General features: G+C 61.6%; 22 protein-coding genes and 1 pseudogene. 19 read left to right on the forward strand and 4 right to left on the reverse strand.

Annotated features, from left to right (window positions below):
* Positions 1-5: 5 nt before the first annotated feature.
* The gene (locus E4Q08_RS09385; protein WP_169070192.1) at positions 6-308 is read right to left on the reverse strand and encodes a hypothetical protein; all 303 of its coding nucleotides are present in this window, start codon (positions 306-308) and stop codon (positions 6-8) included.
* 346 nt (positions 309-654) lie between these two features.
* Between E4Q08_RS09385 and E4Q08_RS09390 the strand changes: the two genes are divergently transcribed.
* The 8 genes from E4Q08_RS09390 to E4Q08_RS09420 all read left to right on the forward strand — a co-directional run bounded on the left by E4Q08_RS09390 (position 655) and on the right by E4Q08_RS09420 (position 6948).
* Positions 655-1398, forward strand: coding sequence for a hypothetical protein (locus E4Q08_RS09390; protein WP_169070193.1), 744 nt, complete (start codon positions 655-657; stop codon positions 1396-1398).
* 79 nt (positions 1399-1477) lie between these two features.
* Positions 1478-3940, forward strand: coding sequence for an arylsulfatase (locus tag E4Q08_RS09395; protein ID WP_248594810.1), 2463 nt, complete (start codon positions 1478-1480; stop codon positions 3938-3940).
* Positions 3941-3986: 46 nt separating this feature from the next.
* Positions 3987-4301, forward strand: a complete 315-nt coding sequence (locus tag E4Q08_RS24585; protein WP_248594804.1) for a hypothetical protein — start codon at positions 3987-3989, stop codon at positions 4299-4301.
* Between the two features lies 1 nt (position 4302).
* Positions 4303-4437: a hypothetical protein gene (locus tag E4Q08_RS25430; protein WP_256435969.1), complete on the forward strand. Its 135-nt coding sequence runs from the start codon at positions 4303-4305 to the stop codon at positions 4435-4437.
* Positions 4438-4513: 76 nt separating this feature from the next.
* On the forward strand, positions 4514-4798 hold the full coding sequence (locus tag E4Q08_RS09405) for a hypothetical protein (protein WP_169070195.1): 285 nt from the start codon (positions 4514-4516) through the stop codon (positions 4796-4798).
* Between the two features lie 44 nt (positions 4799-4842).
* Positions 4843-5718 carry a DUF2092 domain-containing protein gene (locus E4Q08_RS09410; protein ID WP_169070196.1) on the forward strand — a complete coding sequence of 292 codons (876 nt, stop codon included), beginning with the start codon at positions 4843-4845 and terminating at the stop codon, positions 5716-5718.
* A gap of 11 nt (positions 5719-5729) precedes the next feature.
* Positions 5730-6386, forward strand: a complete 657-nt coding sequence (locus E4Q08_RS09415) for a hypothetical protein (RefSeq protein WP_169070197.1) — start codon at positions 5730-5732, stop codon at positions 6384-6386.
* 4 nt (positions 6387-6390) lie between these two features.
* On the forward strand, positions 6391-6948 hold the full coding sequence (locus E4Q08_RS09420) for a peroxiredoxin (RefSeq protein ID WP_169070198.1): 558 nt from the start codon (positions 6391-6393) through the stop codon (positions 6946-6948).
* A 78-nt stretch (positions 6949-7026) separates the two neighbouring features.
* On the opposite strand, the gene E4Q08_RS09425 is transcribed toward E4Q08_RS09420, so the two are convergent.
* From E4Q08_RS09425 to mtnA, 3 genes are read right to left on the reverse strand one after another with little or no spacing between them, the layout of a single operon-like run.
* Positions 7027-8646 carry an NAD(P)/FAD-dependent oxidoreductase gene (locus E4Q08_RS09425; RefSeq protein WP_169070199.1) on the reverse strand — a complete coding sequence of 540 codons (1620 nt, stop codon included), beginning with the start codon at positions 8644-8646 and terminating at the stop codon, positions 7027-7029.
* Positions 8647-8678: 32 nt separating this feature from the next.
* A complete protein-coding gene (locus E4Q08_RS09430) occupies positions 8679-9332 on the reverse strand; it encodes a class II aldolase/adducin family protein (RefSeq protein ID WP_169070200.1) in 654 nt (217 codons plus the stop codon).
* A gap of 29 nt (positions 9333-9361) precedes the next feature.
* Complete coding sequence (gene mtnA, locus E4Q08_RS09435) at positions 9362-10486, reverse strand: S-methyl-5-thioribose-1-phosphate isomerase (RefSeq protein ID WP_169070201.1); 1125 nt, start codon at positions 10484-10486, stop codon at positions 9362-9364.
* 141 nt (positions 10487-10627) lie between these two features.
* Between mtnA and E4Q08_RS09440 the strand changes: the two genes are divergently transcribed.
* From E4Q08_RS09440 to E4Q08_RS09480, 11 genes and pseudogenes are all read left to right on the forward strand, one after another.
* A complete protein-coding gene (locus E4Q08_RS09440; protein ID WP_169070202.1) occupies positions 10628-12310 on the forward strand; it encodes an AMP-binding protein in 1683 nt (560 codons plus the stop codon).
* A gap of 172 nt (positions 12311-12482) precedes the next feature.
* Positions 12483-12752, forward strand: a complete 270-nt coding sequence (locus E4Q08_RS09445; protein ID WP_169070203.1) for a hypothetical protein — start codon at positions 12483-12485, stop codon at positions 12750-12752.
* A 23-nt stretch (positions 12753-12775) separates the two neighbouring features.
* Complete coding sequence (locus E4Q08_RS09450) at positions 12776-13372, forward strand: DUF1819 family protein (RefSeq protein WP_169070204.1); 597 nt, start codon at positions 12776-12778, stop codon at positions 13370-13372.
* Positions 13369-13947: a DUF1788 domain-containing protein gene (locus E4Q08_RS09455; protein ID WP_169070205.1), complete on the forward strand. Its 579-nt coding sequence runs from the start codon at positions 13369-13371 to the stop codon at positions 13945-13947. Before E4Q08_RS09450 ends, E4Q08_RS09455 begins: the two co-directional genes overlap by 4 nt.
* A 25-nt stretch (positions 13948-13972) precedes the next feature.
* A complete protein-coding gene (brxC, locus tag E4Q08_RS09460) occupies positions 13973-17587 on the forward strand; it encodes a BREX system P-loop protein BrxC (protein ID WP_169070206.1) in 3615 nt (1204 codons plus the stop codon).
* Positions 17588-17596: 9 nt separating this feature from the next.
* Positions 17597-21131, forward strand: a pseudogene (pglX, locus tag E4Q08_RS09465) (BREX-1 system adenine-specific DNA-methyltransferase PglX).
* Positions 21124-21420, forward strand: coding sequence for an AAA family ATPase (locus tag E4Q08_RS24590; protein ID WP_248594805.1), 297 nt, complete (start codon positions 21124-21126; stop codon positions 21418-21420). Before pglX ends, E4Q08_RS24590 begins: the two are co-directional and overlap by 8 nt.
* Complete coding sequence (locus E4Q08_RS24595; RefSeq protein ID WP_248594806.1) at positions 21407-21847, forward strand: hypothetical protein; 441 nt, start codon at positions 21407-21409, stop codon at positions 21845-21847. Before E4Q08_RS24590 ends, E4Q08_RS24595 begins: the two co-directional genes overlap by 14 nt.
* Positions 21738-22328 (forward strand): AAA family ATPase, encoded by a 591-nt coding sequence (locus E4Q08_RS24600; RefSeq protein ID WP_308240092.1) that lies wholly within the window; start codon positions 21738-21740, stop codon positions 22326-22328. The genes E4Q08_RS24595 and E4Q08_RS24600 overlap by 110 nt, the downstream gene beginning before the upstream one ends.
* Positions 22325-23071 (forward strand): hypothetical protein, encoded by a 747-nt coding sequence (locus tag E4Q08_RS09475; RefSeq protein ID WP_169070207.1) that lies wholly within the window; start codon positions 22325-22327, stop codon positions 23069-23071. The genes E4Q08_RS24600 and E4Q08_RS09475 overlap by 4 nt, the downstream gene beginning before the upstream one ends.
* Positions 23071-23778 (forward strand): DUF1016 N-terminal domain-containing protein, encoded by a 708-nt coding sequence (locus E4Q08_RS09480; protein WP_248594807.1) that lies wholly within the window; start codon positions 23071-23073, stop codon positions 23776-23778. The genes E4Q08_RS09475 and E4Q08_RS09480 overlap by 1 nt, the downstream gene beginning before the upstream one ends.
* Positions 23779-23841: the final 63 nt, after the last annotated feature.

The raw sequence follows: 23841 nt of genomic DNA on the forward strand, positions 1-23841 counted from the left end.
CGCTATCAGTCGGGCGGCAAGGCCGGGTCAGGGCGAACGGCGTCCGGCGAGAGCACCGGCGGCGGGTTCGTTGCCTCTGGCGAAAGTGCCCGCTCACGCGGTACGGCATCCGGCGAAAGCACCGGATCGGTTGCGGTTTCTTGCGGGGAGAGCGCACGCTCGGGACGCACCGCGTCCGGCGAGAGTACGGGTCCGGGATGGGTCTCCTCGGGCGATAATGCTGGGTCGAGGCGCACCGCGCCGTCACTCGTGTAGGATTGCGCATGCGCGGCTGACGGACTGAGCAAGGCCAGCGTGCTGCTCAGCATCACAATTGATAGGCGTTGACGGTTCGGCATTATTGTTTCTTCCCTGAGGTGGCCCGGCAATCCGGTGAGCATGGGGAGCGCTCCCCAGGCGAATGTAGCGCGTGCCCGGCAAGCGGTCAATGAGCGGTGGCCAGCGCTGCTCGAGGTCGGACCACGTTGGACCATCGCTCGGTGGCCGCATCGGCCATCTCTCTGGTAGACTGCCGGTCAGCAGAAATTCGTGTCTCTCATGGAGAGGGTGAACATGGCGTCAGCAAAGGGTTTCAGAAAATGTACCGTCGGTGCCCTGGGCGCACTCGGTCTGCTAGCGGTCACGCCAGGCAGCGCCGCAGAGAATCAGCCCCGGATGGACATCTTCGACGGGCAGTGGCACTTCAGTGTCACGCCCTATGTGTGGCTGCCGACGATCTATAACACGACGACGCTCAACCCGCTCGGGATCAGCAATGGCGTGACCAGCAAGCTGCACAGCACTCCCGACACTTACCTCCACAACCTCTCCTTCGCCTTTTTCCTTGCCGGCGAAGCGCGCAAAGGCGACTGGTCGCTGTTTTCCGACTACATCTACATGAAATTCGACCACCAGAACTCGGGGCTGAAGCCCATCGACCGACCGGGAGCAGCAGGCGCGTTACCATTTGACTCCTCGTCGGGTATCCAGTCCAATGTCCTGACGCTCGCCGGCAGCCACAGTGTCTGGCGCAAAGGCGCGTCGCATCTCGATGTATTCGCTGGCACCCGTTACCTCAACCTGGTTACAACGCTGAATTACAACTTGTTTCCTTTTCCGGATAATCTGAATGCCTCGGTCTCCGTCAACAAGTGGGACGGGATTGTCGGCGTCAAGGGCAGGATTGGCCTCAGTGAAGATGGCCGGTGGTTCATGCCCTACTACCTGGATGTCGGTGCCGGTTCGCAAAACACGACCTGGCAGGCGCTGGTCGGTACCGGCTACCGCTACGGCTGGGGTGACGTGACAGTGATCCTGCGCAACCTCAGCTACAACTTTGACGGCAAGGGTCACGGCGGCCTGGACGCGCGCTTCACCGGGCTGGCAGTGGGTGCGACCTTCTTTTTTTTAAACACCTGAAAATTTTCAACAACGCAAGGAGATGATAATGAAAACAGGGATACATCGATGGGCCTTGCTTGCCCTGGCTGTATTGGCCATGGCGATTGCCGGCCCCGGCCTTGCCCAGCAAGTTACCGGTGTGCTCGGCTCACCCAGCGCGACGGCTTCGATCAGCGGCAAGCAGCTGCCCGCGCCCGATCCGAAATTTGCTGGCGTGATCCAGGACGACGCCCTGCAATCCAAGCCCTGGTGGGCGCCGCGCATCGTGCCGCCGAAGGGTGCTCCGAACGTGCTGCTGATCATCACCGACGACGCCGGCTTCGGCGTGCCGAGCACCTTTGGCGGCGTCATCCCGACGCCGGCGATGGACCGCATCGCCAACGAAGGACTGCGCTACAACCGCATGTTCTCGACGGCGTTGTGCTCGCCAACGCGCGCCGCGCTGATCACCGGGCGCAACCACCACTCGGCCGGCTTCGGCGTGATCTCCGAGCAGTCGACCGGCTACCCTGGCTACAACAGCATCATCGGCAAGGACAAGGCGACGATCGGCCGCATCCTGCTCGACAACGGCTACGCCACCTCGTGGTTCGGCAAGAACCACAACACGCCGGCGTTCGCCGCCAGCCAGGTCGGGCCATTCGACCAATGGCCCAGCGGCATGGGCTTCGAGTATTTCTACGGTTTCGTCGGCGGCGACGCCAACCAGTGGCAGCCGAACCTGTTCCGCAACACGACGCAGATCTATCCTTTCGAGGGCAAACCGGGCTGGAACCTCGTCACCGGGATGGCCGACGATGCCATCGACTACATGACACGCGTACACCAGATCCAGCCGGACAAGCCGATCTTCATCAAGTACGCCCCCGGCGCCACACACGCGCCGCATCACCCGACCCAAGAATGGGTAGAAAAGATCAGGGCGATGCACCTCTTTGACGACGGCTACGAGAAGCTGCGCGAGCGCATCTTCGAGAACCAGAAGCGGCTCGGGGTGATCCCCAAGGACACCAAGCTCGGGCCCTGGCCGTCGCAAGTCCTCAAACCATGGGATCAGCTGAGCGCCGACGAGAAGAAGCTGTTCATCCGCCAGGTCGAGGTCTTCGCCGCCTATGCCGCCTACAGCGACCATGAAATCGGCCGCGTGATCCAGACCTTCCAGGATCTTGGTAAGCTCGACAACACGCTGATCATCTACATCAACGGCGATAACGGCACCAGCGCCGAGGGCGGGCCGCTGGGCACGCCGAACGAGGTCGCGTTCTTCAACGGCCTGAACCAGTTGCCCGTGGACGTGCAGATGAAGTTCTACGACGTCTGGGGAACCGAGCAAACCTACAACCACATGTCGGCCGGCTGGTCCTGGGCTTTCGACACGCCGTTCTCGTGGTTCAAGCAGAACGCCTCGCAGCTCGGCGGCGTAAACCAGAACATGGTGGTGTCGTGGCCAGCGCGCATCAAGGACAAGGGCGGCTTGCGCGAGCAGTTCGTGCACGTCATCGACGTCGTGCCGACCATTCTCGAGGCAGCGGGCATTCGTGCGCCGGAGATGGTTGACGGCATCAGACAGGCGCCGATCGAGGGCACCAGCTTCGCCTACACGTTCGACGCGACCAGTGCCAAGGCGCCGACGCGCCACAAGACCCAGTATTTCGAGATGATGGGCCAGTGGGCGCTGTACCACGACGGCTGGTTTCTCAGCACCAAGGTGAATCGCGCGCCATGGGAAGCCTTCGGCCCGGCGAATCCCGACCCCCTGAACAACCAGGTGCTCGAACTGTTCAACCTGAACAGCGACTTCAGCCAGACCACCGACCTGGCTGCGAAGAACCCGCAGAAGGTCAAGGAAATGAAGCAGATGTTCATCGCCGAGGCGAAGAAGCACCAGGTCTTCCCGATGGATGCTTCGGTGGCGGCGCGCATCGTCGCGCCACGGCCGAACATCACTGCCGGGCGCAGCGAGTTCGTCTACACGCGACCGATGGTCGGCCTGCCGCAAGGGGATTCGCCGCTGCTGCTGAACACCTCCTACACCGTCACCGCCGACATCGAGGTGCCTGCCGCTGGAGCCGAGGGCATGATCCTGACCTCGGGTGGGCGTTTCGGTGGCTACGGCTTCTACCTGCTCAAGGGCAAGCCGGTGTGGCTATGGAACATGGTCGATCTCGAGCGCCTGAAGTGGGAAGGCGCCGAGGCGCTACCACCCGGCAAGCACACGCTCGAGTTCGATTTCAAGTACGACGGTCTGGGTGCCGGCACGCTGGCCTTCAACAGCTTCAGCGGCGTCGGCCGGCCCGGTACCGGCACGCTGAAGGTGGACGGCCAGGTCGTCGCCACCAGGACGATGCCCAAGACGCTGCCGATGATCCTGCAGTGGGACGAGAGCTTCGACATCGGCTCCGATACCCTGACCGGCGTGAACGACGCGGACTACAAGCCGCCGTTCACTCTGACCGCGAAGCTCAACAAGCTGACGATCAAGGTCGACCGGCCGCAGTTGTCACCCGAGGACATGAAGAAACTCGATGCGGCCATGCGCAACAACAAGGTGAGCGAGTAGCCGGAACGAAGCGGCCGGCGTCCGAAGTGCCGGCCGCAGCAAATCATTGGACAATCATTTTCTCAAGGGTCGGCAAGGCATGCAGATCTCGATCGTACGCACCCTGGCCAGCCTCGCGCTTGCCCTGAGTATATTGGCTGAACCGGTTGCTGCACAGGGTACGGCGCCGCACCCACCATCCGAGCCCACTTTCGGTGCCCTGCCGGGGCGCTGGGTACGGCCCGACGGCGGCTATGTGATTACCATCAAGAGTGTCGATGCCGGCGGTAAACTCGACGCCGCCTACGCCAACCCGAACCCGCTGCCGTTCTCGAGGGCCGAGGCCGTACGCGACGGCAAGACCATCAGGCTCTTTTTTTGAATTGCGCGCCGGTGGCTACAACGGATCCACCTACACGCTCAGTTATGACCCGGAGAACGACCTCCTCAAAGGGGTCTACTACCAGGCGGTGGTGCAGCAGAAGTTCGATGTCCATTTCACGCGCGTCAGGCAATAGGCAATAGGCAATAGGCAATAGGCAATAGGCAAGCAGTAATGTCATACTTCTTACACCAACCAATGAGGAGTCAATCATGAACAAGCATTTCTGGCGGTTTGCCATCCTGCCGGCCGTTTTCGTCGCCGGCCTCAGCTTTGCGCAATTCCCGGTCCTCGACATGGTCGCCGACAAGGTGGTCCAGAAATACCAGACGGCGACCTGTGAGCAGTTGTGGATGAATAAAGGCCAGCCGAAGTCGGCAGAGGAGCAGCGCGTCATCGGCCTGCTGCGCAGCGATCCGGCGATGCGCACCGAGTTTCTGAATCGGGTGGCGGCGCCGATCGCCAACAAGATGTTCGAATGTGGAATGATCCCGTAAGCAGCGTTGCGCAGGCATTCTGCTGCCTTTTCAAGGAGGAGACAATGATTCATCACCCGTTCGCCCGGCGTGTGGCGCTGCTCGCTGCCGGTCTGCTCGTGGCCGGCAGCGTGCAGGCACAGCAGCCATCGGGCAAGCCTAAAGCCGCCAAGCCGGCCAGGACCGCAAGCAAAGCCGTGGCGCCCAAGCCGGTAATCGAGATCAAGGCCGTCGACCTTCTGAAGGCGATGAGCGAGCGCTTGGCGGCAGCGCGTTCGATGGCGTTCACCGCCGTGGTCACCTACGAAGCACCGAGTCGCCTCGGCCCTGCGCTGGCCTACACGACCACCTCCGAAGTGCTCATGCAACGGCCAGACAAGCTGCGGGTGATCACCATCGGCGACGGCCCGGCTTCGGAGTTCTACTACGATGGCAAGGCGATGACCGCCTATTCGCCGGCGGAGAATTTCGTCGCAGTCGCCGCGGCACCGCCGACCATCGACGCGACACTCAAGGCTGCATTCGAGAGTGCCGCGATCTATTTTCCGTTCGCCGACGTGGTTCTTGCCGACCCCTACAGGAACATCGCCGAGGGACTGACCAACGCTTTCTACATCGGTCAGTCGAAGGTCGTCGGCGGCACGGTCACCGACATGCTGGCCTACGTCAACGACGCAGTCTTTGTGCAGATCTGGATCGGCGCCGATGACAAGCTGCCGCGCATGCTGCGCGCCGTCTATCGTGACGATCCGTTGCGCCTGCGTCATCAGATGGAGCTTGCCAACTGGAAGCTCGACCCGGCCGTGGCAGCGGATGCGTTCGCCACGTCGAAGACCACCACGGCGGTGTCGGTAGCCTTCGCCCACCCGGATGCCAAAGCGGCGGCGGCTCTGCAAGCGCCGGCGAAACCTAAGCCAGCCAAGTCCACCCAGTCGCAGTGAGGAGCACTCTCATGAACAGGATCGTTATTGCCCTTGCAGGGGTGATCGGCAGCATGCTATTACCCGGAGAGGCCGCCGCCTGGGGCAGTGCCAACCGCTTTGGCGGCAGCACCGAGCACGTCGCGGGGGTAGGAACCGAGCATACCAATGCCTGGGGCGGCAGTTCAGCGCACGCCTTTGACGGTGGCAGCGAGCACACCAATAGATATGGCGGTACCACTGCCGGCAGGTATGGCGAAGGGGCTTACCACAGCACGCCCTACGGTGCGACCGCCTATCACCCGCCAGGGTATCCGGCGTACCCGGCGTACCGCCCAGCCGCTCCATATTATCCGTACCACCCGCCCGTCGTTGTTCCCGCCTACACCGCAGCGGGTTGCTACGGCTGTGCGGCAGCGGCCGGCGCCGTCGTCGGTGTCGCTGCCGGTGCGGCGATCGCCTCGGCGAATACCGCCGCTGCCACCAGCAACGCCTATTCTTCGGGCTACGCCGCCGGCAGCGCCAACACTGCCGCGGCCTACGCGATGGGGGTGAACTACGCGGCACTGCCCGCCGGCTCGGTGCCGGTCCAGAAGTATGGCACCACCTACTATCTGCTCGGGAACACCTGGTTCCAGCCGGCCTTCGGTGCCAACGGCGTGTATTACCGCGTCGTCCCGACACCGTGACCGCATGAACTTCTCGGAATTGCCGGAAAACCTTCCGGTTCCTACGGACGACGGTGCTGCAGCGCATCTGCAAGGCCTGTTTCTGCCCGCTCTGACCCTCCCGGCCACGGACGGTTCGAACGTTTCTTTGAACGAGCTGGATGGGCGTTGGGTGATCTACATCTATCCGATGACCGGCCGGCCCGGACTTCCGTTGCCGGAGGGATGGGACGGAATTCCCGGTGCGCGCGGCTGCACGCCGCAGTCCTGCAGTTTCCGCGACCACCACGCCGAGTTGACAGCCTTGCATACCGGCGTTTTCGGCCTGAGTGTGCAGAGCACCGACGTGCAGCGTGAAGCCAGGGAAAGGCTGCATCTACCGTTTCAATTGCTGAGTGACACTGGCCTGCAGCTCAAGAGCTCGCTGCGACTGCCCACCTTCAGCGTAACCGGTACGGAATGGTTCAAGCGGCTGACGCTGATCGTGCAGGATGGACGAATTGCAAAGGTCTTCTACCCCGTCTTTCCGCCGGACAGCAACGTCGTCGAGGTCCTCGCCTGGCTACGCAATGCAGGCGATTGATGCCGGAACGATGACGCTTGCCGCAGCCATTCGTGCCGAAGCGGCGCGCTGAGGCGCCGACAGTCACCACGAACGGGTTCACTGCTTGTGCCGGGCCACCTGTCCGAGCATTTCCCGCGTCACCGCTTCAGCCACCCGGATCCCGTCGACGCCGGCCGAGAGGATGCCGCCGGCGTAACCGGCGCCTTCGCCCGCTGGATAGAGACCCTTGACGTTCAGGCTCTGGCAATCGTCGCCGCGGGTGATGCGCAGCGGCGAAGAGGTGCGCGTCTCGACGCCGGTGAGCACCGCGTCGGGCATGGCAAAGCCGCGAATCTGGCGGTCGAAGGCGGGTATCGCTTCGCGCAGGGCGGCGATGGCGTAGTCGGGCAAGGCGCTGGCGAGACTGGTCAGACGCACGCCGGGCTGATACGAGGGCAGCACCGTGCCGAGCCGTGTCGATGGGCGGCCAGCAAGAAAATCGCCGACGAGCTGGCCAGGCGCCTCGTAGGTTCCACCGCCGAGTTCGAATGCGTGCGCTTCGAGCTGCCGCTGCAGTGCAATGCCAGCCAGCGGTCCGCCGGGGTAGTCGAGCGGGGTGATGCCGACGACGATGCCGGCGTTGGCGTTACGCTCGTTGCGCGAATACTGGCTCATGCCGTTGGTGACCACGCCGTTCGGTTCGGAAGTGGCGGCGACCACCGTGCCGCCGGGACACATGCAGAAACTGTAAACGCTGCGACCGTTGCGGCAATGATGCACCAGCTTGTAGTCGGCGGCACCGAGCAGCGGGTTGCCGGCGTATGGCCCGAAACGCGCCTGGTCGATCAGTGCTTGCGGGTGTTCGATGCGCAAGCCGATCGAGAAGGGCTTGGCCTCCATGAACACGCCGGCAGCGTGCAACATCGCGAAGGTGTCGCGGGCGCTGTGGCCGAGCGCCAGGATGACCTGCTCGGCGCGCAGTTCCTCGCCGCTCGCGAGTGTCACGCCACGCACTCTGCCGTGTTCGATGTGCAGGCCGCTGACGCGCTGCTGAAAACGGATTTCGCCGCCGAGCTGTTCGATCTCGCGGCGCATCTGTTCGACCATGCCGACCAGCCGGAAGGTGCCGATGTGCGGTTTGCTGACGTAGAGAATCTCCGCCGGGGCGCCGGCCTTGACGAATTCCATCAGCACCTTGCGCCCGTAGTGCCTGGGATCCTTGATCTGGCTGTAGAGCTTGCCGTCGGAAAAGGTGCCGGCGCCGCCTTCGCCGAACTGCACGTTCGATTCCGGGTTGAGCTGCTTCTTCCGCCACAGTCCCCAGGTATCCCGGGTGCGTTCGCGCACTGCCTTGCCGCGCTCGAGAACGATCGGCCGGAATCCGCTCTGCGCCAGGATCAGTGCGGCAAAGATGCCGGCCGGGCCGAAGCCGACGACGATCGGCCGCGTCGTGAGCTGCGCCGGCGCCTGCCCGACGAATTGGTAGCGCATGTCCGGTGTCGGTTGCACCTGCCGGTCGGCAGCGAATCGCTCGAGGATCGCGGCGGCGTCGGGCAGCGCCACGTCGACACTGTAGAGGAAGGTCGGCGCACTCGCCTTGCGCGCGTCGCAACTGCGCCGGAAGACGCTGATCTCGCCGAGATCGGCCTCGGCAATGCCGAGGCGAGCGGCGACCGCGGCAGCCAGCGCGGCCGGCGGATGCTCGATGGGAAGGCGAATTTCGCTGATCCGCAGCATGGTCGGTTCCTTGCCGTGATCCGCAGTAGCGCTCAAGGCTGCTGGCCGTAGCTGGCGAACTTGTCGAGCACCGTCGCCATTTCGGTGGCATCGAGCAGCACCGGTTGACCGAGCTGGCAGGCGCGCCAGTATTGTTCGCAGAGTGTTTCGAGTTCGATGCCGAGGTCGATCGCCTGTTGCAGATCGTCGCCGAGCACCAGCATGCCGTGGTTCGCGAGCAGGCAGGCGCGGCGTTTCACGATCGCCAGCAGGACGGCGTCGGAGAGTGCCTGTGTACCGAAGGTCGCGTAAGCGGCACAGCGAACATTGTCGCCGCCAAAGCGTGCGATCATGTAGTGGAATGGCGGGATGTCGCGGCGCAGGCAGGCGAGGCTGGTGGCGAACGGCGAATGCGCGTGCAGGATGGCGCCGGCGTCGGCGCGGGCAGCGTAGAGGTCGCGGTGGAAGCGCCACTCGGACGATGGCCGGCGGCGACCCTGGCAACTGCCCTCGTGGTGCATGTGGACGATGTCTGCAGCGACCAGTTCGTCGTACGCCATGCCGGTCGGCGTGATCAGGAAGTCGCCGTCATTCCCCGTTCCGGCCTCCCCGACGCGCACGCTGAGGTTGCCGGCGGTACCGCGGTTCAGGCCGGCGGCCTGCATGCGGCGCGCGCTGTCGATCAGTTGTTGGCGCAGATCAGTCATGCCGTTACTGTGAAAGTCGCATCAGTGACTCACGATGTGTGAATGTCTGGATGTATGGATGTATCGAAAAGGCATGACCGTTCCTCCGGGTAGAGGGCGCTCAGCCCGTCGCTGCTTGCCGGGCAGGCGCCGCGTTCGCTGATCAGGGTGCTGACCAGACTCGCAGGGGTAATGTCGAAAGCCGGGTTGGCGACCGCGGCATCGGCCGCGAGCTGCCGGACCTGGCCGGGTCGGCCAGCCGCGTCGCATCCCTGAAGCAGCCGCAACTCGTCGCCGGCGCGCTCCTCGATCGGGATGTCGGCGCCGTTCGTGCAGGCAAAGTCGATCGTCGACCGTGGTGCGGCCACATAGAACGGGACGCCGGCGGCACGCGCTGCCAGTGCCTTGAGGTAGGTACCGATCTTGTTGGCGACGTCGCCATTGGCAGCGACGCGGTCGGCGCCGACGATCACCGCGTCGATGCGGCCGCGCGCCAGCAGCAGACCGGCGGCGTTGTCGGCGATCAGCGTGTGCGGCACGCCGTGCTCACGGAGTTCCCAGGCGGTCAGCAGGCCCTGGTTGCGCGGACGCGTTTCGGAAACCCAGACATGGATGTCGATTCCCTGGTCGAATGCGGCATAGACCGGTGCCAGCGCCGTACCGTGGTCGACGGTCGCCAGCCAGCCGGCGTTGCAGTGGGTCATGATCTCGATGCGCCCGCGCACACCGACGAGTGCGCGCAGCAGTCGCAGGCCGTGCTCGCCGATGCGGCGACATTGCTGCACGTCCTCTTCGGCGAGCCTGCCCGCTTCCAGCCATGCCGCCTCGGCACGCAGCGACGGCGGCAGCGGCAGCAGGCAGGCTTGCAGGCGCATCAACGCCCAGTGCAGATTGACCGCCGTCGGACGCGTCGCACCCAGCGTCCTGATCGCCGCGAGCAGCGTGGCGTCGTCGGCACAGGGCGACAACGCCAGCGCGACCCCATAAGCGGCGGTGACCCCGAGCAGCGGTGCGCCGCGGACCTGCATGCTGCAGATCGCCTGCGCCACTTCTTCGAGGCGGTTCAGCCGCAACACGCGATAGGCCTGCGGCAGTAGCGTCTGGTCGATGATGTCGACGGCGCGGTCCTGGGGTACGGGGGTGATCGTTCGCGTCGGCTTGCCATGGACTCTCATGGCCGTCATTCTACCAGCCGGCCGCGCGCTGCCGACGATTGATCGCTGCGCCTCGTCCGCCGGCGCCCCCTTCTGCCGGCAAGTCCCTTACAATATTGGACCGCAATATCCAGAGGTTTCATCCACAAGAGAGGAGCAAACATGTCTTATTCGGCCTTCGTGCAGGCACGCGATTTCCTTCTGACTCACCGCACCGACTACGAGACGGCATACCGTGATTTCCAATGGCCACAGCTCACTGAATTCAACTGGGCACTGGATTATTTCGACGTAATGGCAGCAGGCAACGATCGCCCGGCGCTGTGGGTGGTCAACGAAGACGGTGCGGAGCAGAAGATGTCGTTCTCCGAAATGTCGCAGCGTTCGAACCAGGTTGCCAACTGGCTGCGCGCGCAAGGCGTCGGGCGCGGCGATCGCATTCTGATGATGCTCGGCAACGAAGTATCGCTGTGGGATACGATGCTGGCCTCGATCAAGCTCGGCGCGGTGTTGTCGCCGGCCACCACGCTGCTCGCCCCCGACGACCTGCGCGACCGTCTCGACCGTGGCCAGGTGCGGCATGTGATCATCGGCCACACGCACGCCGACAAGTTCAGCGGCCTGCCCGGCGACTACACGCGCATCACCGTCGGTGGGGCGGTCGCCGGCTGGCAGCAACTCGAAGACGCTTACCAGGGGTCGAGCGAGTTCGAACCCGACGGCCCGACCCTGGCGACCGACCCGCAACTGCTCTATTTCACCTCCGGCACGACCTCGAAACCCAAACTGGTGCTGCACAGCCAGCAGAGTTATCCGGTCGGGCATCTGTCGACCATGTACTGGCTCGGACTGCAGCCCGGCGACGTGCATTGGAACATCAGTTCGGCCGGCTGGGCGAAGCACGCCTGGAGCTGCTTTTTCGCGCCCTGGAACGCCGGTGCAACGGTATTCATCTACAACTACTCGCGCTTTGCCGCGGCGTCGATCCTCGAAACGCTGGTCAGATGCTCGGTGACCACCCTCTGCGCGCCGCCGACGGTGTGGCGGATGCTGATCCAGGAAGACCTCGGCAAGTATCCGGTCAAGGTACGCGAACTGATCGGTGCCGGCGAGCCGCTGAATCCGGAAGTCATCGACCAGGTCAAGGCCGCCTGGGGAATCACCCTGCGCGACGGTTTTGGCCAGACCGAAACCACCGCCCAGGTCGGCAACTCGCCCGGACAGGCGGTCAAGCTCGGTTCCGTGGGTCGCCCGATGCCCGGCTACCAGGTGCGCCTGGTCGACATGGACGGTCATGTCTCCGATGAAGGCGAAATCTGTCTGACGCTATCGCCGCGTCCGCTCGGGCTGATGATCTCCTACGATGACGACCCCGAGAAGACCGCCGAGGTGATGCGTGATGGCTTCTATCACACCGGCGACACCGCTTCCGTCGATGCCGACGGCTACATCACCTACGTCGGCCGCGCCGACGACGTGTTCAAGGCTTCCGACTACCGCATCAGCCCGTTCGAACTGGAGAGCGTCCTGATCGAGCACGAAGCGGTTGCCGAAGCGGCCGTCGTGCCGAGTCCCGACCCCCTGCGTCTGGCCGTGCCGAAAGCTTTCCTGACCTTGCGCGCCGGCTATGCACCGGGGCGTGAACTGGCGCGCGACATCTTTGTTTTCCTGCGCAGCCGTCTGTCGCCGTACAAACGCGTGCGACGACTCGAATTCGGCGAGCTGCCGAAGACCATTTCCGGCAAGATCCGCCGCGTCGACCTGCGCAGGGGCGAACAGGACCGGGATCGCGCGGCCACGACGCGCGGCGAATTCGAATACTACGAGGAGGATTTCGAGTTCTAGGAAGATATTGGGTGGACTATGCTCCCCTTCCCCCCTCGTGGGGGCGAAGGCGGGGTTTCGCGGAGCACTGCTCCGCGCCGCCGCAGCCGGCCCGGGCTGCAGCGCGGGCCGTGGAAGGGGTTGGGGAAGAGGGAGGGAATAAGCGCTCTTCCATTTGCTCACGAGCGCTACCATGGCCCATGTCCCGCAAGCCCGGCTCTTTTCCTGGGAAGACGTTGAAAGCGGCTCCGACCTCGACCGCTGGTCGTTGGCGCTCGATTACCTGCCGGACGACGCGCTGATGCAGGCCCTCGAAGCTCGTCGAGCGAAGGGCCGAGACGACTATATGCAAAAATCATCAAGCGCTGTTGAAAAAAGCCCTTCGACATTCCTGTGGCTGCCATCGCGGAACGACAGGGCCGGAATGTCGGAGAACTTGTCCGAGTGCGCTTGCTTGGGCTGAGAGACCTTCGGAACGGGGATCCAATGGGAGTCTACAATGCGGAAATCTCGGCAGGTTCCTTGATGCTGCCTGAAAGCCGCAGGATTGCTGGTCTGCTCCTGACCAGTCCTTCCCGGGAGCAGTGGTTCGCTGCCCTCAAGCTCGACAATCTGCTGCAGAAGAAGACCCCGGCAACGGCCCATCGCCAGGCGCAATTGATCCGCAAACGCCTGGAGACGCTGGAGGATGAAGGGTTGAAGCTGATTGCCACCGGTTCGCAGGAGGTCGCGACGCAGCTGTTGTTTGCCGCAGCCGTCAAGCACAGCCGCATCCTCGCCGACTTCCTGCTTGACGTGTACGCTGGAAAACTTCGCCGGCTCGAGCAGAACCTGTCTCCCGCCAAAGACTGGGACGCCTTCCTCGCGGAATGTGTACAGCGCGATCCCGAGCTTGCCAATCTCAGCGCTTCGACCAAAGCAAAGGTGCTACAGGTCATCCTCCGCGTGCTCGCCGAAGGCCGCTATGTCGATTCCACCAAGACATTGCGGCTGACCCCGCCGCACCTGCACCCCGGCGTCGTCAGCTACTTCAAGCGCCACGGAGAGACCGAAGTGCTTGCCATCATGGACATGACTCGATGAGTCACGGCCTCAACGAGCGGCTCAACCAGCTACTGCCCAAACTGACTTCGCCCGACGTGTTGGCGAATCACGGTTCCGGCGGCGAGATCGGCTTCTGGATCTTCGACTACCCGCCCGAGGACGAGATGGCCGTGCGGACTTTCCTCCAGGAGGTCGTCCTGCCGGCACTGGCCAGGCATCAGCCGACGATCCGGGTCGCGGCGGTCAATCTCTTCGACCTCGTGATCGGCCTGCTGGAAGAGCGCAAGCTGCTCGACAAGGCCATCGAGATGCAACGCACGCAAGGTGACGCCAAGACACTTGAATCGCTGCGCCGTGTCCTCAAGGAAGACAGGCTCGCCGAACGGCTGGTGGCCCAGCACGACCTTGCCGAACTGGACCTGCTCATTCTCTGGAACGTCGGCGCCGTGTATCCGATGCTGCGCACCCACACACTGCTCTCGGCGCTGCACGCCCACATGAAAGACAAGCCGCTGGTAATGTTCTATCCCGGACAGTACGACGGCTATTCCTTACGCCTCTTCAGCCGGCTGAAAGACGACCACTATTACCGGGCCTTCCGTCTCGTTGCCTGAACGCCTTTTCCCGGAACAACCAACAATGAAAATCAGGGACATCTTCACCAAGCCGATCGACCGCCCTATCAATGGTGTGATCAAGGCTGACCAGCGCGACGCCGAGAGCATCTGGCAGGAACTCGACGAGTACGTCGTCACCAAGCAATTGACGGCGTATTTCCGCCGCTTCTTCGACGCCTTCCTCGCTGCCGCCGACAACCCGAAAGACCCCGTTCTCTCGGCGCGGATGGCCGTCTGGGTCTCGGGGTCCTTCGGCTCCGGCAAGTCGCACTTCATCAAGATCCTCTCCTACCTGCTGGAAAACATCGAGGCGGTCAACCCGAAGGACGGTAGCACCAAGCGAGCGGCGCAGTTCTTCGACGAGCACAAGATCAAGGACGCGATGCTGCTCGCCGATGTCCAGCGTGCGGTGCGGGGCAGCTCCGACGTGATCCTGTTCAATATTGATGCCAAGGCCGACAGCAAGGATGAGCGCGATGTCATCCTGCAGGTCTTTCTGCGCGTCTTCAACGAAAAGCTCGGCTACAGCGGCGACGCGCCGCACGTCGCCGAAATGGAGCGCCACCTCGTCAGCAAGGACGCCTACGATAGCTTCAAAGCTGCCTTCGCCGACAGGAACGGCTCCACCTGGAATGCCGAACGCGACGCCGTCGATTTCCTGCGTGACGACGTGGTGTATGCCCTGGCCAGGGCGCTCAAGCAAAGCGAGGACTCCGCCGCGGCCTGGTTCGACCACGCACGCGACACCTACCGGATCAACATCGAAGGGCTCGCCAGGCTGATCCGTGACTACCTCGCCAGCAAGCCGGCCGGGCACCGGATCGTCTTTCTGGTCGATGAAGTCGGCCAGTTCATCGGCAACAACACGCAGTTGATGCTCACCTTGCAGACCATCGCCGAGCAGCTGGGGACGCTGTGCCAGGGGCGCGCGTGGGTGATCGTCACCAGTCAGGAAGACATCGACGCCGCCATCGGCGAAGCCAACAAGGCCAGGTCGCAAGACTTCTCCAAGATTCAGGGGCGCTTCCACACCCGTCTGTCGCTGGCGAGTTCCAACACCGACGAGGTGATCGGCGAACGTCTCCTCGCCAAGACCGAAGCTGCCCACGTCGCCCTGCGCGACCGCTTCGAACAGAAGGGCGACATCATCAACAACCAGCTCGCCTTCGTCGGCAATTCGGTCACCATGAAGAGCTACAAGGACTCTGCGGAATTCGTCGCCTGCTACCCGTTCGCCCCGTACCAGTTCGCGCTGCTGCAGAAGATCTTTGAATCGATCCGCAAGGTCGGCGCCACCGGCAAGCACCTCTCGAAAGGCGAACGTTCGCTGCTCGACGCCTTCCAGTCTGCCGCCATTCTCAATGCGGAGCGGGGAATCGACGCGCTGGTCCCGCTCTACGACTTCTACCCCTCGATCGAGAGCTTCATCGACACCACGGCCAAGCGCTCGATCGACGAAGCGCCGGGCAACGCTGCGCTCGAGTCCTACGACGTTCATCTGCTCAAGGCAATGTTCCTGATCCGTTACATCCCGGACATCGTCAAACCGAATATCGACAACCTCGCCACCCTTTGCGTCAATGAAATCGACGCCGACAAGCTGGCCCTCAAGCGCCGCATCCAGGAAAGCCTCGCCCGACTCGAAAGGCAGCGACTCGTCAGCCGCAATGGCGACCTCTGGTTCTTCCTGACCAACGAAGAGCGCGATGTCGCCCGCGAAATCGGCCACGTCGCCGTCTCTGCCAACGAAAAATGGCGGCTGCTCAGCGAGCTGATCTACGACGACATCCTCGGCGGGCAGACCAAGGTGCGGCACAAGGACACCAAGGCCGACTACGAATTCAACCGCCTCCTCGACGGCGCCCCGTGGAAAAACGCCAGCCATCCGCTCAGCCTTGAAATCGCCACCCCGCTCGGCGACGACTACGAACTGCTCAGCGAAGCCAAATGCATTCTGCGCAGCTCGGAATCGGGTGGCCGGGCGCTGATCCGGACCGCCGAAGGCGAACGGCTCGACATCGAGCTGACCCTCTACCTGCAAATCGAAAAGTACATCGACAGTCCCAAGGCCGGTATCGCTGCCGCATCGCTCAAACGCATCCTGTCGGACCGCAAGGACGAAAACCGCGAGCGTCGTGGCCGCATCCTGGCGCAACTGGGCGAACTCATGGTCACCGGCGACTGCTATGCGCTCGGCCAGAAACCGCAGATCAAGGCCGCCAGCCCAACCACGCTGCTCGACGAACTGGTCAATTATCTGATTTCCAACACCTACACCAAGCTCCCGTATCTCAAGGTACGGCAGGCTGACCCCATCGCCGAAATCAAGGCCGTGCTGGCCGTGGACACGATCGGCCAGCAGGGGCTCAGCCTGAATGGCGAACAAGGCAACCCCCTCGCGATCAAGGAACTGCGCGACTACCTGCACCTCAAGGCCAGCAGCGAGCGCGTCCTGCTCTCCGATGTCGTCGATCGCTTCACCGGCATCCCCTGGGGATGGAAGCCGGAGTGGGAGGTGGTGCTGCTGGTCGCCCGACTGTTCATGGCTGGCGAGATCAAGCTGATGCGCGAAGGCGACGATCTCGACCCGAAGAGCGCCGTCGACCCGCTGACCAAATCGGTTCGCTTCAAGCAGGTTTCAATCCTCAAGAAGAAGGTTCCGGATGCTGCCGCGCTCAAGCGGGCGCGCGATCTCTACAAGGAAATCTTCGCCAGGATTGCCCGCGATGATGCGGACGGGCTGGTTGCGGATTACCGCGCTGCCCTTGGCGACTGGCAGGCCGAGCTCAAGGGCTACGTCCAGACCGCCGCGATCAGGCACCATCCCGGCAAGGACGCGATCGACACGGCCGTCACCCGCATCGGCAAGCAGCTCGCGATCCGCGACGCCTTCGAGTTCATCGAGGCGATGCTGAGCGCGAAAAGCGACTGGCTGGACGCCAGCGACGACATCCATGACGTCGTCAGCTTCTACAAGACCCAGCTTCCGACCTGGCGCAAGCTGCTCGAAGCGCTGAGCAGCTTTGCCGACAACCGCGAAGTCTTGCAGAAGCTTCCGCCGATTGCCGCCTCACTCGCCGAACTGGAATCGATCCGCGACAACCCGGCACCTTACGGTCAGATCCCGCGTATCGAAGCGCTGATCAGGACGGTTGAGGCGGCCAATGAAGCGGCAGCGCAGGAGAAGCGCGAACGCGCCCTCCACTCGATCGACACCAGGATCGCCGAGGTCGTGAAATCGCTCGATCAGCTTCAGGCGAGTGCGGATCTGCGCAACAGGGCACTGCTGCCCCTGCAGGAGCTGAAGACCCAAGTCGCCGGGCTGACCAGCATTCCCAGGATTCTGTACCTGCAGGGGCAAGCCGGCGATCTGCTCGACGAGGCGATGGTCGTGATCGAGAAGGCCAGCCAGAAGCACGCAACGGTGTTGAAGGATTCCGGAAGCATGACGACGCAAAAGGTCATGACCACCGGCGCCAGCACCGCAGCACCCAGACCTGCGAAGGTGATTCGGGCCGCAGACCTTTCACCGACGATCTATCTGGAAACCGCAGCCGAGGTCGAAAGCTACGTGGGCAAACTCAGGGCCGAGCTGCTCGCCGCCATCAAGGCCGGCCAGCGCGCCCGCATCCAGTAAGAACAAACCATGAACAAAGCCAGACTCAAGACCTACGCACCGCAGGCGCGGCGGGACTTCGTCGCCGCTGTCGAGGCGCGCGCCCATCTCCTCGGGCTGTCCGGGAAGGGCGGCACGCTCGACATCGCGCCCGGCGAGCGGAAGGGCGACATCGCCGTCATCGCCGGTCAGGCATGGCCGGCGAAGGTGCACGAACAGCGCGAACGCCTGATCAGGCGGATGCAGAAGGACGGCTTTGCGCAGACCGTCGAGGCGGTCGCCTACACCTGGTTCAACCGCTTCGCCGCGCTGCGCTACATGGAGATCCACGACTATCTCGGCCACGGCCACCGCGTGCTGTCGAGCCGTGAAGGCGGCTTGCCGGAAATCATCGCCCACGCCACCGAGCTGGCAGCAGGGTCGTCGGGCCTTCCCGGCTTGAATGCCGCCACTGTGGCGGAGATGAAACTGGCCGGCAACCAGGACGGCGAACTGTACCGCCTGCTGCTGGTCACCCAGTGCAACGCCTTGTCGAAAGCCATGCCCTTCCTGTTCGAGCGCATCGACGACGAATCCGAACTGCTGCTCCCCGGCAACCTGGAGCGCACCGACTCCGTCGTCGCCAAGCTGGTGGAAGCGATCCCCGACGAAGACTGGAACGAAGTCGAGGTGATCGGCTGGCTGTACCAGTTCTACATCAGCGAGAAGAAGGACGCGGTGATCGGCAAGGTGGTGAAGAGCGAGGACATCCCCGCCGCCACGCAGCTTTTCACGCCGAACTGGATCGTCCAGTACCTGGTGCAGAACAGCGTCGGCCGCCTGTGGCTGATGGCCAATCCCGCTTCAGGTCTCAAGAGCCAGTGGCCGTATTACATCGAGCCGGCCCAGCAAACGTCGGAAGTGCAGACGCAACTGGACGCTCTGATCAGGACGCGCATGGACGAAGATGGCGGCAGCCTGAACCCCGAAACCATCACCGTGCTCGATCCCGCCTGCGGTTCGGGCCACATCCTGGTCGAAGCCTACGCGGTGCTGAAAGGCATCTATCTGGAGCGCGGCTACCCGGCCCGCTCGATTCCGCGCCTGATCCTGGAGAAAAACCTCTACGGCCTCGACATCGACGACCGCGCGGCGCAACTGGCCGGCTTTGCGCTGCTGATGAAGGCACGGGCGGACGACCGGCGCCTGCTGGATGGCCCGATCAAGCTGAACGTGCTGTCCTTGCAGGAAAGCACCGGCATGGACCTCGACGAGTTCGCTGACCACATGAAGCCGCACGGCATCGACCGGACGGTGCTGGGTTCGCTTCTGGGCACCTTCGCCCATGCCAAGACCTTCGGTTCGCTGATTCAGATACCCAAGGTGCTGGAGGATGGTCTGGCCGGACTGGAAGATGGGATTGCCCAGGCCATCGAGAATGGGGATGTGTTTGCCAGGGCGGCGGCGCAGGATCTGGTGCCGCTGGTGCAGCAAGCGAAGATTCTGGCGATGAAATTCGATGCGGTGGTGGCGAATCCACCGTATATGGGCACAAAGGGGATGAATGCGCCATTGAAGTTCTTCGCAGAACTGCATCATCCAACAGCGAAAACCGATCTTTACGCCATGTTTATAGAGAGGGGAGGCGCATTATTGAAGGCGACTGGCTTCAACAGCATGGTTACGATGCAAGGTTGGATGTTTTCGTCCTCGTTCGATGAGTTTCGCGAAAGCATTCTTGCCACAAAAACCATAGTGACCGAGGCGCAGTTTGGACCGCGAGCGTTTGGAGAGATCTCTGGTGAGGTAGTACAGACAGCGGCCTTTTCCATATCTGCGAACCATTATGGCGCATACCGACCAACATTCTTCCGTCTTGTCGATGGCACTGAGGAAGACAAGAGGAAAGGACTGCTGTTGAGGCAGGGTCAATTTGATCGGTTTTCACAGCGCGATCTCACGCGCATCCCTGGTTCTCCTGTTGCCTACTGGACGAGTCGTCTATTGCTTAGCACGTTCAATGGAAAATCGATTGGTTCGATTGCTCGATTTTGCTCTGGAATGTCCACTGGAGACAACCCAAGGTTCCAACGTTTATGGCATGAAGTTTCTCTTTCCAAGATTAGTTTTGACTGCAAGGGAAACGATAAAACGGCACTGAAGCGCTGGTATCCCTGCAACAGTGGCGGGAACTTTAGGAAGTGGTATGGCAATAACGAGATTGTCGTTGACTGGCAAAACAATGGTGCCAGGATTAAGAGCCACAAAGGTTCTGCGATTCGAAATTCAGAAACGTATTTCAAGAAAGGTCTTACTTACTCAAAAATAAGTTCCGGGCGCTTCGCCGCACGCTACAAGGAAGAAGGGTTTGTCTATGACGATACTGGCCGAGCGGTCGTATGCGAGGATCAGTCAGACATTTTTTCCATTGTTGGGAGTCTTATGCTCCAACATTGCACACGAATACCTCAAAGTTCTGGCTCCCTTGATGAGCTTCACCAGTACGGAACTAGCCCGAATTCCCTTAGTCTCCTTCGATAAAGACGCAATTGCTGCCACAGTCAAGAAATTGGTGGCAATAGCGAAAGCGGACTGGGATGAACATGAAACCTCATGGGAGTTTGGCGGGCACCCACTGCTTTTCAGTGCGGAGGAAACTCGTGCGCTAGAGCAGCGTTGGACTAAATACGATTACCGCACGACTTCGCGATTGCAGGAAATGAAGAGCCTAGAGGAGGAAAACAATCTCCTATTGAGTGAGACCTATCGCCTTTCCGATGAAATCGACCCTGCGGTTCCCGAAGACCAAATCACTCTCTCTCGCGCCGACCGGAAAACAGACTCCCAGCGCCTGATCTCCTACGCCATCGGCTGCATGATGGGCCGCTACAGTCTCGACGAACCCGGCCTGATCTACGCCCACGCGGGCAACGTCGGCTTCGATGCCACCCGTTACAAAACCTTCCCCGCCGACGCCGACGGTATCCTCCCGGTCACCGACGAACTCTGGTTCGAGGACGATGCCGCCAAGCGTTTCCGCGAATTCCTGCTCGCCGTTTGGTCAGCGTCGACTTTTGACGAAAACATGGCCTGGCTCGCCGAAAGCCTGGGCATCAAAGGCAATGAGACGCCGGACGAGACCATCCGCCGTTACCTAGCCTCCAGCTTCTTCAAGGATCACCTGCAAACCTACAAGAAGCGCCCGATCTACTGGCTGTTCAGCTCTGGCCGCCAGGGCGCCTTCCAGGCCCTGGTCTATCTGCATCGCTACCACGAGGGCACACTGGCCCGCCTGCGCGCCGAGTACGTCGTCCCGCTCACCGGCAAGATGCAGTCGCGCATCGAGATGCTGGAAAAGGACAGGGACGCTGCCACCTCCACCGCCGCCCGCAACAGGATCGCCAGGCAGATCGAAGCGCTGAAGAAGAAACACGTCGAACTGCTGGCCTACGACGAAAAGCTCCGTCACTACGCCGACATGCGCATCAGCATCGATCTGGACGACGGCGTGAAGGTGAACTACGGCAAGTTCGGGGATCTGCTGGATAGCGTGAAAATCGTCACTGGAGGTGCCTCAGATGATTAGGTCTGTTCGTGTTATCAATTTCAAGTCGCTTGCTGCAGTGGAAATCCCACTCGGACATTTCAACTGTCTGGTGGGCATGAACGGTGCGGGCAAGAGCACGGTGTTGCAAGCCTTGGACTTTTTGTCACAGTTGATGCGTGGCGATGTGCAGGGCTGGCTTGACCAGCGAGGCTGGTCTGCGGCTGACCTCAATTGCAAGTTGCGCAAGGAACGCAACATCACGTTCAACGTGATGTTTTCAACCGCTGGGGGGGGGGCTGACTTGGATCGGCGTGTTGAACCGTTCTGATCTGCGTTGCTCACACGAGAGGGCATTCCTGAATGACGGAAATGGCACCACCACCGTGCTGCGCTTGAGTGCTCAGACATTTGCATTGGGTGGCAAGGAGAGCCAAAACATCGCGTTTGAATACCAGGGATCCATCCTGTCGGCGTTGAAAGATTCGGAATTGCCAGCGCCTTTGCTGGCGTTCCGTGATGCGCTGCGTCGCGTCCGTTCGCTGGAGCTGTTGTCGCCTGAGAAATTACGCAAGAGCGCCCGAGTTAGCGAACACGACATTGGTGCAGGTGGCGAAAAGCTGTCGGCCTATCTGGACAACATCAAGGGTGAACAAAAAAATCAAGCTGGTGGAACTGCTGAAAAAGTTTTACCCAGCCTTGGTCGACTTCAAGATTACGTCGCAACGATCTGGCTGGAAGAAGTTGTCGGTGTTTGAGCAATTTGGCAGCCAAAAGCTGGAAACCGAAGCGCTCCACCTGAACGATGGTCTTCTGCGAATTCTGGCGGTACTGACACAAGCGGATGCAGATCATTCGCTGCTGCTGTTGGATGAGCTGGAAAACGGCATCAACCAGGAAATTGTGGAAACGCTGGTGGATACCTTGCTGCAAAGTCCGCAGCAATTGCTGGTCACCACCCATAGCCCGTTGTTGTTGAACTATTTGCCCGATGACGTGGCGCGCAAAGCAGTGCAGTTTCTTTACAAAACCCCGCAAGGGGAAACAAGGTGTCGCAGTTTCTTTTCTATTCCGCGCGTGGCTGACAAGCTGAATGCCATGGGGCCAGGCGATGCCTTTGTTGATACCGATTTGCGCTTGCTTGCGCAGGAGTGTATTGATTTGGATGAGCGCAATGAAGCAATCGCTCGTGCTGAACAGCAGGCCGAATCAGACGCGATCGACCGCGGTGACGCATGAAGTTGTTGATCAGTGGAGAAGGCGCGAGCGACTTGGGCGCATGCAACAACGCGCAAGGCCAGTGCTCTGATGGAGATTTCAACCGTGGGCCGATGGCCGTTTGGCTGGCGCGGTTGTGGGCGGCCAAGTTGGACTACAACGTGCTGGATACGCCAGAGGCGGTGGTTTATGTGACTGAAAAGGTGCTGGCACAAAAGGCTAAAGAATCAAGCACGCGCATGCAGCGGCAGCGAGGCAAAAAGCAAGCCGCTGAAACGGGTTTGTATTTCAGCAATGCCCGGCAGCTGGGGCTGATGGCGCAACAGTGGGCTGAAGATCACGCTGACACGGTGATGGCTATTTTGTTCCGCGATGCAGACGGCACGCGCAGTGCTCCGGGTCAGTTGTGGCAATGCAAATGGGACAGCATGGTGAATGGTTTTGCTTCCGTTGCTTTTGAGTTTGGTGTGCCTATGTTGCCCAAGCCGAAGTCAGAAGCGTGGCTGTTATGCGCCGGGAAAACGGCAAGGCATTCACACGCGGCATTGGAAGCCATTTCAGGAAACGACGACTCGCCCAATTCTGCCAAAAAGCAGTGGAACGCCTTCATGGGAAGCCCTCAGACTGCTGCCCAAGAAGCAAATTGGTGTGCCGAAAATCCAGGAGATTGGGTAAACATGCTCACCATGCCCAGTTTCAAAGCATTTTTCGACCGCTTTCATGCGGTGGCCAGTGCCATCCTTCGGCCTGGGAGGGGCGAGTGATGAGCAATCCGGGTATCACAAGCTCCCTAGCTCTTTCGTCTGCTGCGCTGGCCGACTACCAGGAGTGGCTCAAGGCCATCAAGCAGCGCATCCATGCGACACGGATGAAAGGCGCGTTGGCCGCCAATGGGGAGCTGATCTCCCTCTACTACGAAATCGGGGCGCAAATTGTTGATCGGGAATCCCACGCCCAATGGGGAAGCGGGTTCATCGACGCCTTCAGTCACGACTTGAGACAAGCCTTCCCGGAGATCGGCGGCTTTTCATCCAAGAACCTGCGGTATTGCCGCGCTTTCTTTCGCTTCTACTGCAATCCTGCAATTTGGCAACAGGCTGTTGCCAAATTACGCGATACCCCTTGGGCAGGGGCTGAAAGCCAGCTTTCTGTGTTGCTGAAGGAAATTCCCTGGGGCCACAACATCCTGATTTTTACCCAGTGCAGCAGCGTAGCCGAAGCCGGTTTTTATATCGATCAAACCCTTGAGCAAGGCTGGAGCCGTGATGTGCTGGCACTGCAACTCAAGTCAAAACTGTATGCCCGTACCGGCAAGGCGGTGACCACCTTTTCCCGCGCCTTGCCATTGCCTCAGTCCGACGCCGATCGGCGCATCACGCTCGATCTCGATGATGGAGTGAAGGTGAACTACGGCAAGTTCGGCGATCTGCTGGCTGAAGATAAAGCGGTGACCGAGGGGTGCTGGCGATGACTGAGCGACGCCTCGTTGTTGGCTATTGGGCAGTTCGAGCAAATCTCCGAGGCCGCGCCGGAG

Source organism: Candidatus Accumulibacter contiguus (assembly GCF_012940005.1).
Lineage (GTDB): Bacteria > Pseudomonadota > Gammaproteobacteria > Burkholderiales > Rhodocyclaceae > Accumulibacter > Accumulibacter contiguus.

Bases quoted from the DNA above. Each gene is read 5' to 3' on its own strand.
- E4Q08_RS09480 (WP_248594807.1), top strand. From the start codon at position 23,071: ATGAGCAATCCGGGTATCACAAGCTCCCTAGCTCTTTCGTCTGCTGCG.
- E4Q08_RS09385 (WP_169070192.1), bottom strand. From the start codon at position 308: ATGCTGAGCAGCACGCTGGCCTTGCTCAGTCCGTCAGCCGCGCATGCG.
- E4Q08_RS24590 (WP_248594805.1), top strand. From the start codon at position 21,124: ATGATTAGGTCTGTTCGTGTTATCAATTTCAAGTCGCTTGCTGCAGTG.
- E4Q08_RS09395 (WP_248594810.1), top strand. From the start codon at position 1,478: ATGGCGATTGCCGGCCCCGGCCTTGCCCAGCAAGTTACCGGTGTGCTC.
- E4Q08_RS09445 (WP_169070203.1), top strand. From the start codon at position 12,483: ATGGCCCATGTCCCGCAAGCCCGGCTCTTTTCCTGGGAAGACGTTGAA.
- E4Q08_RS09455 (WP_169070205.1), top strand. From the start codon at position 13,369: ATGAGTCACGGCCTCAACGAGCGGCTCAACCAGCTACTGCCCAAACTG.
- E4Q08_RS09390 (WP_169070193.1), top strand. From the start codon at position 655: ATGGACATCTTCGACGGGCAGTGGCACTTCAGTGTCACGCCCTATGTG.
- E4Q08_RS09440 (WP_169070202.1), top strand. From the start codon at position 10,628: ATGTCTTATTCGGCCTTCGTGCAGGCACGCGATTTCCTTCTGACTCAC.
- brxC (WP_169070206.1), top strand. From the start codon at position 13,973: ATGAAAATCAGGGACATCTTCACCAAGCCGATCGACCGCCCTATCAAT.
- E4Q08_RS09475 (WP_169070207.1), top strand. From the start codon at position 22,325: ATGAAGTTGTTGATCAGTGGAGAAGGCGCGAGCGACTTGGGCGCATGC.
- E4Q08_RS09450 (WP_169070204.1), top strand. From the start codon at position 12,776: ATGGGAGTCTACAATGCGGAAATCTCGGCAGGTTCCTTGATGCTGCCT.
- E4Q08_RS09425 (WP_169070199.1), bottom strand. From the start codon at position 8,646: ATGCTGCGGATCAGCGAAATTCGCCTTCCCATCGAGCATCCGCCGGCC.
- E4Q08_RS09415 (WP_169070197.1), top strand. From the start codon at position 5,730: ATGAACAGGATCGTTATTGCCCTTGCAGGGGTGATCGGCAGCATGCTA.
- E4Q08_RS09410 (WP_169070196.1), top strand. From the start codon at position 4,843: ATGATTCATCACCCGTTCGCCCGGCGTGTGGCGCTGCTCGCTGCCGGT.
- mtnA (WP_169070201.1), bottom strand. From the start codon at position 10,486: ATGAGAGTCCATGGCAAGCCGACGCGAACGATCACCCCCGTACCCCAG.
- E4Q08_RS09430 (WP_169070200.1), bottom strand. From the start codon at position 9,332: ATGACTGATCTGCGCCAACAACTGATCGACAGCGCGCGCCGCATGCAG.
- E4Q08_RS09405 (WP_169070195.1), top strand. From the start codon at position 4,514: ATGAACAAGCATTTCTGGCGGTTTGCCATCCTGCCGGCCGTTTTCGTC.
- E4Q08_RS09420 (WP_169070198.1), top strand. From the start codon at position 6,391: ATGAACTTCTCGGAATTGCCGGAAAACCTTCCGGTTCCTACGGACGAC.